We start from the raw sequence: 9,403 nt of genomic DNA, 5'->3' as shown, positions 1-9,403 counted from the left end.
GACTGGATCGAGGATTATTGCGAGGTCCACCCGCACTCAGGATTAAAGTTCCGCTCGCCGCGCGAGTTCATCAGGCTCAGTGCCTAAACCCAACCGCCGCTTGTCCGGCGAAATGGGGTGCACTCCACTTCCCATCGTCTGCATCACCATCGGCTTGGCCATCTTCTCGCTCCCGCAGGTCACCGACCGGCCACTGCCCCTGGCCTATCCGGAGATCACCGAACGCTTTACCGAGTTCGTCGTGATCATCGCGCTCATGGGCGCCGGCCTGAAGCTCGATCGTGAGTTCGGCTGGCGACAGTGGGCGGTGACGTGGCGCCTGCTCGCGGTGACGATGCCGCTTGGCATCGCGGCCATCACGCTGATCGGCGGATGGTGGATGGGGCTGCCGTGGATCGTTGCCCTGCTGCTCGGAGCAGCCCTCGCGCCGACCGACCCTGTCCTGGCCGCCGACGTCCAGGTCGGGCCGCCTCGGAGCGGCGAGGAAGACGAGGTCAGGTTCGGCCTCACCTCCGAGGCGGGCTTCAACGACGGGCTCGCGTTCCCGTTCGTGAACCTCGCCGTTGCGCTGGGGCTCGCGGCCACGACAGGCGAGCCATGGGCCCTGAAGTGGGTCACCCACAGCGTCCTGTGGGAGATCGGCGCTGGCGTCGTTGGCGGATGGCTTATCGGACGGGCCTTCGGCTGGCTGACGTTTCATATCCCGGCGGATACCAAGCTTGCCAAAACAGGCGACGGACTGATCGCGCTCGCGGCGACCTTCGTCTCCTACGGCCTCACCGAGATGATCCAGTGTTACGGGTTCCTCGCCGTATTCGTGACAGCGCTGACGCTCCGCCACGCCCATCGCGATCACGACTTCCACCGCGAGATGCACGACATGACCGAGCAGATCGAGCGGCTGGTCATGATGATGCTGCTGGTCCTGTTCGGCGGCGCTCTCGTCAACGGACTTTTGGCTCCGCTCACCTGGACCGACGCTCTCGCCGCCGTGGTGATCCTGCTTATCGTCCGGCCAGTGACCGGGCTCATTGGACTGCTTGGGCTGAATGCCTCGTGGGGCGAGAAGCTGACGATCGCCTTCTTTGGAATACGCGGAGTCGGCTCCTTTTACTACCTGGCCTACGGGCTCAACCATATGGAGGTCGAGGGAAGTGAGCGTCTGTGGGCGATCGTCGGCGTGGTCGTCCTGATGTCGGTCCTGCTTCACGGGCTGACGGTCACCCCGATCATGCGAACGCTGGATCGGCTACAAGGGCGAGATCCCGACGCCGATAACGCCATACCACCGCCGGGCCTGCAAGGGCCCGCTACCGAAGCGTCACGGCGTTCAACGCCGCCATCATAGGACCGAAGCCGGAGCGACGTCATGGGCAGGTAGCGGACCGGCGGCTTCAGGAGCGCCTTCTTGGATAGCAGTCGTTCGGCTCTCGACCCTTGTACGCCATTCCCAGTAATGCGAACGCCTAGTATAAGGGACGCCTGCTCACCGGACATAGAAGGTTGAAGAGTTAGGCCCTCGCGACACGGTGGCTTCCACTGGAGCGTCAACTGGAGAGCGGCCTCCATACCGCGGCGGCTGACCACGCTGCTTGCCGAGAGGCAATCGGGGCAGCCCCGGCTCCGATTGCCCGGATGCGATGGTCGCCGACCGTGCGTATCTCGAGCCGCTTGCGGCTGCTTTCGGGAGACTACGTCGGAAGTGTAAAGGCCCGCCGCGCCAGCATTGCGAACGCACTGAATCGTGCCGGAACTGGCCGCAGAAGAGCGGCAGGTTTTCGGCGCCTTCCTCGAAAAGCTGCCCTTGGGCTCCCAATCCGACATTCCGAATGGATCCCGATGCGCCCGCCTCGCGCGCCCATTCCCGCTGGAGCTTGTGGGGCGCCTGGCGCCGACGATCACCAGAGCCATTGGCTCAGCGCGATCGTGCCGCACAAGACGATCAGGAAGAAAGTCGCGTTCTCTCCCCGTTGCAGGCGCCGTTCAAGACCGTTCGCAACGCCGATAGCGGCGCGGAGATCGGCCCATGCGCGTTTAGCAGTCTTTTCCGGGCGTTCGCCTCGCACCTGTGCGGCCGTCGCCATGGATTGCACATCGTGGATGACAGCGTCCCGCCAGAGCTGCACGCGCGAGGCTGTTCGCCGGCCAGTCGAGGCCGGTTCCGTGTTGGGGCGGCGGCTCCAGACGAGGGCAGCCGCCAGACCTGCAGCGACCGGCCAGGCCGATGACCAGAGCGACGACCATCGCACCGCATAGCCCGGTTCGAGACCTGACCAGCCGGGTCCGAGCAGCCAGGGAACGATGAGCGCCGCGAGCCCGAGCGCGAGGGTCGGTATCGCCAGGAGGAGTGGCGGACGTCCTCTGCCGGGCTTGGCGTCGCCCAGCCGGATCAGGAACGATGCCAGGACCAGCGTCGTCGTGATGGCGGTGAGGGTCAGCAAGGTATCGGCCATGCCCGCAAGTTCCGACTTGGCCGCGAGCTTGGCGAGACTGCCGCCGGTTAGCGGCGCGCCCGCAACCGACAGGGCCACCAGTGCGACGGCCGCCAGCTTGGCGGCCCGCCAGCCGCCCGCACAGGCGGCAACGAGGCCGACCGACAGGAACAGCGCGCCCTTGGCCAGCCCGTGGTGGAGCGCGTAGAATGCGATCTGCTCGTATCCGGCGCCGTTCGCCGCGGCGCTGCCGATCAGCGCGGTGACGAGGCTCATCTGGCTGATCGTCGAATAAGCGAGAATCGCCTTCGGATCGCTCTGCGACAGGCCCAGAAGTGCGCCTGCAAACGCTCCGACGAACCCGAGCGCCACGAGCCAGCCGGCAAAACCGGTACCTGCGGGGAGAAACAGCATCATACCGATGATTCCCGCCTTCACGATCGCGCCCGACAGGACCGCGGAGGCCGGCGTCGGGGCGGCTGGATGGGCGAGCGGCAACCAGAAATGCAGCGGCATGAGGCCGGCTTTGATGCCGAAACCTGCAACCAGCAGCACGGCGGCCAGGGCTCCGAGCGGCGCACTCGCCAGGGCTGCGCGGATCTCGGCGATGTCGAGGCTGTTGGCCGCCGCGATGCCGATGACGAAGGCCGCGAGCAGGCAGACCTCGCCGAGGACGACCATCGCGACGTAGACACGCCCGGCGCGCAATGCGGCATCGGTGGCTTCATGGACGATCAGGACATAGGCGGCGAGCGAAACGGTCGCGAAGGCGACGTAGAAGGTGGCGACGTCGGCTGCGAGGAAGACGCCGAGATTTCCTGCCAGCGTCAGGCACCAGAACCCCGCGAAGACGGCGGGCTTGCGCGTGCCCGTCATGTAGCTCTGCGCATAGACCGCCGCCCCGAACCACAGGGCCGCCGTCATCACGAAAAGCAGCGCACCCGCCGGCGATGCTGCCAGCGTGACGCCTAGCAGCAAAGCGGGGAACGAAGCGCTGCCCTGGACTTCGGTCAGGCCCAGCCAGAGCGCCGGCAAAGGCGCGAACAGCAGCAACCGGATCGCGTGCGGCCGGACCGGCGGCAGCGACGCGAGGGCCGCCAGCGCCAGCGGCCATGCCAGCGCCAAGAGCGGCAGTAGCGTGCGGCTGGCCTCGATCATGGCAGATATTCCCGTTCGACGATAAGCGTCGCCCAGCCGAGCGGGCTGATCGCCGCGCCGGCCAGCACACCCACCGCGAGCGAGGCGAGCGCGGTGACGACGGCGGGGCCGATCAGCAACGCCGGCGCCTCGACCGGCCGTTCCTCGGGCGGCGCGTCGATGAACCACATTCGGTAGACCAGCGGCAGGAAATAGGCCGCGTTCAAAAGGGTCGAGGCGACGAGGACCCCCACCGCCCAGGGCGCGCCCGACTGCAGCGCCCCAACGCCGAGGTAGAACTTGGTGACGAACCCCGCCGTCGGCGGCAGCCCGACCATCCCCATCGCGCCGATCGTAAAGCAGGCCGCGGTCCAGGGCATCCGGACGCCGATCCCGTTGAGGGCGTCGATCCTTGACACGCCGGCCTGCTGGTCGAAGATCCCCGCGCAGAAGAACAGGGTGATCTTCATCAGCCCCTGGTGCACGAGATGCACGACCCCGCCGGTCACCGCATAGGGCCCGCCCAGCGCGACGCCTAGGACGATGTAGGAGACCTGGCTGACGGTGGAATAGGCCAGGCGCTTCTTGATCTCCGTCTGCCGCAACGCCTGGAGCGATCCCCACAGGATCGTAGCGGAGGCGAGAACCGCGAGTTGCGTGCCAAGCCCGAGCGCGGCGACGCGGTCGAGGCCGAAGACGTCGAACACGAGGCGCAGGATACCGAACGCGCCGGCCTTGACGACGGCGACCGCATGCAGCAGCGCGCTGACCGGTGCCGGCGCCACCATCGCCTTCGGCAGCCAGCCGTGCAGCGGGATCAGCGCCGCCTTGACACCGAAACCCACCACGAACATCGCGAAGATGATCCGTAGGCTGATGTCATCGAGACGGTCGAGATCGGGGGGAACGGTGAACTCCACCGGGCCCACAACGCTTTCCAGCCAAACGATTGCGGCCAGCAGGACGGCGCCCGCCGGCAGCGCGTAAGCGAGATAGGCGCGCCCGGCGGCCAGCGACTTGCCGTCGCGCTTGTGCACCAAGAGCGGCCATGTCGACAGCGTCAGAAGCTCGTAGAAGATGAAGAACGAGATTAGCGTACCCGACAGCGCAAGGCCCGTGGTCGCCGCGACGCACAGGCTGAAGAAGCCGAAGAACCGCGACAGTTCGGGCTTCTTGCCGAAATAGGCGATGGCGTAGATGGTGGTCAGGAACCAGAGCACCGCCGAAAGCGACACGAACAGCAGCGCCAGCGCGTCGACGCGCAGGAGCAGATAAAGGCCCGGCGCGAACTCAAGCCGGCTCTCGTAGACGGTGCCATCCGCCACCTCGAACAGCATGAAGGCGACGAGGCCCAGCTTGAGCACGGCGCCGCCGAGGCTGAGCGTGTTGCGCAGCACTCGTCGGTGGTCGGGCACGAAGAAGGTCAGTCCCGCAGGCACCAGCGACGCGAGCAGAATCAGGACCGGCAGGAGGGCGCTCATTCCAGCCCCCGCACGGCAGCCTGCGGATAGCCGATCTGGAGGAACTCAAACGGCGCGCTGGACGCGACCCCGAGGAGGATCGCCGCCGCCGCCAGCACGAGCGGCGCGATCTGCTGGTCCCACGGCGCAGAGGGCGGCGCCACGTCCGCCGTCGCGACGAGGGCCGCGAGCGGACGGTAAAGGTAGGCTGCCGTCAAAAGGCCGCCTGCCAGCAGGACCAGTGCCCAGAACCATTGGCCAGAGGCCAGCGCCGAGGTCAGCATCAGGTATTTGGCGATGAACCCGCCCGAAGGGGGCAGCCCCATCAGCGTGATTGCGGCGAGAGCGAAAGCGAAGGTGGCCATCGGCGTCGCCCGGGCCTGCCCGCAGAGCCCGTCCAGCCGATCGTGGCCGAGCGAGGCGATCCACACGCCAGCGCACAGGAACATCGCCGCCTTAGCGAGCCCGTGGCTCAGCGCGTGGAGCACGCCGCCGGTCCAGGCGCCTGCGGCCCAAGGCTGTGCTGCCGATTCGCCTCCCGCCAGCGGAAAGATCAGCAGCAGGTAGCCGACCTGCGCCACCGTCGAATAGGCGATGACGAGTTTCAGGCGGCTCTGCCTCAGCGACATCACCCCGCCGTGCAGGATCGCCGCCGCGCCGAGAGCGCCGAGGAGCATCAGGATCGCCGCCGAGGCGAGGTCGGGCACCGCCTCGAACCAGAACCGGATGAGGATCACGAAGGCAGCCTTCGGCACCATCGCCGAAAGCATCGCCGAAGCGGGCGCCGGCGCCCCGGAATGCGCCGGCGGCAGCCAGGCGTGGAAGGGAAACAGCGCCATCTTGGCGGCAAGTCCCGCGGTGACCAACGAAGCGGCGACGATGTCCGCAGGTCCGGCTGCGCCGCGCGCCGCGATCAGCCCGATGTCGAGGACGCCATGGGCGGAATAGAGCAGAACCACGCCGAGAAGATAGAGGAGCGAGCCGAAGACGGCGACGAGCATGTAGCGCAGCGCCGCCGCCAGCGTCTCGGCCTTGCCGTCGATGGCGACCAGCGCAACCGCGACGAGCGACATCAGCTCGAGCCCGACATAAAGGTTGAACAGGTCGCGGGACAGAAACACCACGTTAAGCGCCCCCCACAGCAGCAGGGCGAGCGGCCAGAACGCCCAGGCTGCCCGGGTCTCGCCTTTCGGGCTTGCGAACTGCACCCGTCCCTGCGCCGTGACGCCGGCCATCACCAGCGCCGTCATCGCGAGAAAGCCGCAGGCGAGCCCGTCGGCCTGCAGCACGACGCCAAGCGGTGCTGGCCAGCCCCCGGACTCGACTGTCACCGTGCCCTCCTGGGCCACGACGACGATCAGCGCCGTGATCGCCCCGCCCTGCACGGCGCAGGTCGCAGCCGCCAGCCCGGCCCCGTGCCGGCCGAAGATCACGGCCAGCATCGCCGCGGCAAGCGGCAGGGCAAGGATGGTGGCGACGAGCATCGTCACGCCGGATCGTCTTCGATATCTTCGATATCTTCCGGCAGCCGCGCACTGTCGCTTGCCCGGGCATAGGCGACCAACAGCGCGACGCCGAGCGCCGTCGCCGACAGCGCCACGACGATGCCGGTGATGATCAGCGCCTGCGGGACAGGATCGGGCGGCCCACCAGGCGCCCGGCCTGCCGCCGCGCCGAGCATCAGGAAGATGCCCGAGCCGATGACGTTGAAGGCCAGCAGCCGGCGCAGGATGTTGGCGTGGATCATGAAGCCGTAGATGCCGACGCCGATGACCGCCGCGCCGCAGAGGCCGTAGAGCGTGGGAGCGTCGATCATGTTCGCTCCTCCGGCTGTTCCGGCGGTCCGACGACGACAAGCGCCAGCGTGGTCGCGATCGACAGCGTCAATGCCGCCTCGATCCCGAGGATCAGCGGCTTGGCGATGTCCGGGCGCAGGCCGAGGAACGTGCCGGCCACCGCGCCGACCAGCCCTACCGCCAGAAAGACCGCGGGGCCTGCAACGAGCGCCAGGCGCAGCCGGCGCGAGACGACCGGCGGGGGCCGCATCAGCCCGCCCATCATCACCAGAAGCGCCACGGCCGCGAGCACCGTGCCTCCCTGGAACGCCCCTCCCGGCCGAGAGGAACCGACCCAGACGAGGTAGACCCCGATCATCAGTCCGACGGGTGGCAGAAGCCGGCCGAAGCTTACCAGCACCCCGCCCGGCAGTGCGTGCTGTGTCAGACCGGGCCGCCTGCCCCAGGCGTCGTTCGTCGCCACCGACCAGACGCCGATAAGCGCGGCCAGCAATACGACGCTCTCGAGGAGCGTGTCCCATCCGCGGAAATTCAGCAGCACCGCCGTCACCGGGTTCTCTGCACCCGACGCGTAGAGATTCGCGGCCACGGCCCCCTGCAAACCCGCGGGTTCGGGCAGCGTCAGGAACGCCCAGCCGAGCATCAGCGTGACGGCTGCGGCGACCCCGACCGGCACGATCCTCACGGCGGGCCCGGCGGCGATCCGCGCACTCGCCGGCAGACGCGCGTTCGCTCGCAGAAGCAGCACGCCGCTCAACCCGGCGCCCAGCGCGACCTCGGCCAGGGCAACGTCCACCGCGTCGAGCCGCAGCCAGCCGAGGGCGATGAAGACGCCGTAGACGATGAAGAAGACCACCGCACCGAACCGGTCGCGCATCCCGAGGGCAGAAGCCGCCGCCGCAAGGATCATGCCGCAGAGGACGAGATCGAAGCCGGTCTCGGCCAGCGCCGTCACGGCTTGCGCCGAAGCAGAGCGGAGCGCGCCACAAGCTGCGCCGTCGTGCCCGCCGCCAGCGCGGCAAGCCCCCAGATGAGCGCCAGGCGGGCAATGACGGTCCAGTCGTCGGCCTGGAAGGCCAGTCCCACGATCAGGCAGCCGAGCCCGACATTGTCCGCCTTGGTCAGCGCGTGCAGCCGACTGAACGTGTCGGGAAACCGGATCAGGCCAGCGGTCCCGGCGAGGAAGAACACCATCCCGAGAGCCGTCATCAGATAGGTGACGAGGTCAGCCACGGCGCGGCTCCTCCTCAGGCGCCGTCGTCTCTTCCTCCTCCGGGTCGCCGGCGCCGTCGGCGCTGTGCGCCTTGACGAAGGCGACGGCGGTGAACGCGGCGAGCAGCGCCAGCACCAGCGCGACGTCGATCATCCCCCAGTCGGTCGCCGCGCCGAGCAGCAGCACCGTGCCCACCCCGCCCGTGCCGACGAGCTGCGCCGCCATCATCCGGTCCGCGGGCTCTGGTCCATGCCAGACCCGCCAGAGGGCGCCGCCGAGGCTGAGGAGCAGCAGCGTCGCAAGAGTGATGAGCCAGGTAGTCATCCGGCCACTTTGCCCATCCGCATCGCCTCGTTCCGCACGGCGCTTACGGTGTCTTGCTGCCGGTCGAGGACATGGACCAGCAGCCGGCCGTTGGCGCTGCCGGCCACGAGCGTGCCCGGCATCAGCGACAGCTCGCCGCCCAGAGCGACCCTGCCGCCATCAGTCAGGTCCACCGGGATCTCGATCCAGCCCGGATCGAGCGGAAGGCGCGGATCGAGAGCCCGCCGCGCAACGTCGACACCACCGAGCAGCGAGCGCCAGACGAAGCCGGGGACGATCGCCAGCAGCGCCGACATCCTGAGTGGACGTGTTGTCGGAAGAAGGCGGAGGCTCAGCCAGCTTGCCGCCAAGACCACCACCGCGCCAAGGGCCGCGCCTTCGCCGTCGGTTAGGACGAACCAGAGGGCTGCAAACAGAACGAGCCGTCTTGCCGCTGCCACGGATCTTGTCACTGAGTTCCCCCCCACGCGCCGCTGAGGTTGCGCCTTGATGCGAGCAGAACCTAAGCTTCGCCGGTCGCGCCGCAAGGGAAAATCCGACGTCTACAGTAGTTGTAAAATTCAACTATTGACAACTAAAAATACCGAGATCCATGGCTGGAGCGGAGGACAGGGGCTTCATGGACGCGCAGACCCCGTCACTCACAATTCCGCTCGGACGAATAGGTCGGCTATTTGGGTGCCGCCGGTATGAACCGGGTAATTCCCTTAAGGCCGCAACGATTGACCTCGCGGGTCTTATTAAAGGCCCGAGCCAGGCTGCCGGAAGGGCCCAACAAGAGACCTGCCGGGGCAGTGCGCGGCAAGTCCGCGGATCGGGCGTGCTTGGACCCTGACGCCGGACAGTCCGGCAGCGATCGTCAACCACCGGCAACGAACGGATGCGAGCCAGTGGAGGTCTCAATTCGTGAACTCTGCCTTAATTAGTTGGGGAGCGGCGCAGCGCCTGGGCACGGCGCATATACGGTGAGCAGCCACTGAAGCGGCGTCGTTCCTGTTAGCACCCAACCGTCATGACGAAGTACGCGGCTGACGCAAACAC

Annotated in this window: 9 protein-coding genes; 1 reads left to right on the top strand and 8 read right to left on the bottom strand. The window is 67.7% G+C overall.

Annotation, left to right across the window (positions count from 1 at the left end):
• The first annotated feature begins 100 nt into the window (after positions 1–100).
• The gene (locus tag GTW51_RS22845; RefSeq protein WP_246233370.1) at positions 101–1,348 is read left to right on the top strand and encodes a cation:proton antiporter; all 1,248 of its coding nucleotides are present in this window, start codon (positions 101–103) and stop codon (positions 1,346–1,348) included.
• Positions 1,349–1,898: 550 nt separating this feature from the next.
• Here the strand turns inward: GTW51_RS22845 and GTW51_RS22840 are convergent.
• From GTW51_RS22840 to GTW51_RS22805, 8 genes are read right to left on the bottom strand one after another with little or no spacing between them, the layout of a single operon-like run.
• A complete protein-coding gene (locus tag GTW51_RS22840; protein WP_163046325.1) occupies positions 1,899–3,590 on the bottom strand; it encodes a complex I subunit 5 family protein in 1,692 nt (563 codons plus the stop codon).
• Positions 3,587–5,050, bottom strand: a complete 1,464-nt coding sequence (locus tag GTW51_RS22835; RefSeq protein WP_163046324.1) for a complex I subunit 5 family protein — start codon at positions 5,048–5,050, stop codon at positions 3,587–3,589. The genes GTW51_RS22840 and GTW51_RS22835 overlap by 4 nt, the downstream gene beginning before the upstream one ends.
• A complete protein-coding gene (locus GTW51_RS22830; protein ID WP_246233372.1) occupies positions 5,047–6,513 on the bottom strand; it encodes a complex I subunit 5 family protein in 1,467 nt (488 codons plus the stop codon). Before GTW51_RS22830 ends, GTW51_RS22835 begins: the two co-directional genes overlap by 4 nt.
• A gap of 2 nt (positions 6,514–6,515) precedes the next feature.
• Entirely contained in the window at positions 6,516–6,845 is a 330-nt protein-coding gene (locus GTW51_RS22825; RefSeq protein ID WP_163046322.1) for an NADH-quinone oxidoreductase subunit K, read from the bottom strand.
• Positions 6,842–7,780 (bottom strand): hydrogenase subunit MbhD domain-containing protein, encoded by a 939-nt coding sequence (locus GTW51_RS22820; RefSeq protein ID WP_343034098.1) that lies wholly within the window; start codon positions 7,778–7,780, stop codon positions 6,842–6,844. Before GTW51_RS22820 ends, GTW51_RS22825 begins: the two co-directional genes overlap by 4 nt.
• On the bottom strand, positions 7,777–8,058 hold the full coding sequence (locus GTW51_RS22815; RefSeq protein WP_343034097.1) for a cation:proton antiporter: 282 nt from the start codon (positions 8,056–8,058) through the stop codon (positions 7,777–7,779). The genes GTW51_RS22820 and GTW51_RS22815 overlap by 4 nt, the downstream gene beginning before the upstream one ends.
• A complete protein-coding gene (locus GTW51_RS22810) occupies positions 8,051–8,362 on the bottom strand; it encodes an MrpF/PhaF family protein (RefSeq protein WP_163046321.1) in 312 nt (103 codons plus the stop codon). The genes GTW51_RS22815 and GTW51_RS22810 overlap by 8 nt, the downstream gene beginning before the upstream one ends.
• Positions 8,359–8,814, bottom strand: a complete 456-nt coding sequence (locus tag GTW51_RS22805) for a Na+/H+ antiporter subunit E (protein ID WP_203566275.1) — start codon at positions 8,812–8,814, stop codon at positions 8,359–8,361. The genes GTW51_RS22810 and GTW51_RS22805 overlap by 4 nt, the downstream gene beginning before the upstream one ends.
• Positions 8,815–9,403 lie beyond the last annotated feature (589 nt).

The organism is Aurantimonas aggregata (genome assembly GCF_010500835.1).
Classification (GTDB): domain Bacteria; phylum Pseudomonadota; class Alphaproteobacteria; order Rhizobiales; family Rhizobiaceae; genus Aurantimonas; species Aurantimonas aggregata.
The sequence above is the reverse complement of the archived record's forward strand: the minus strand, read 5'-3'. Positions and strand labels throughout refer to the sequence as shown.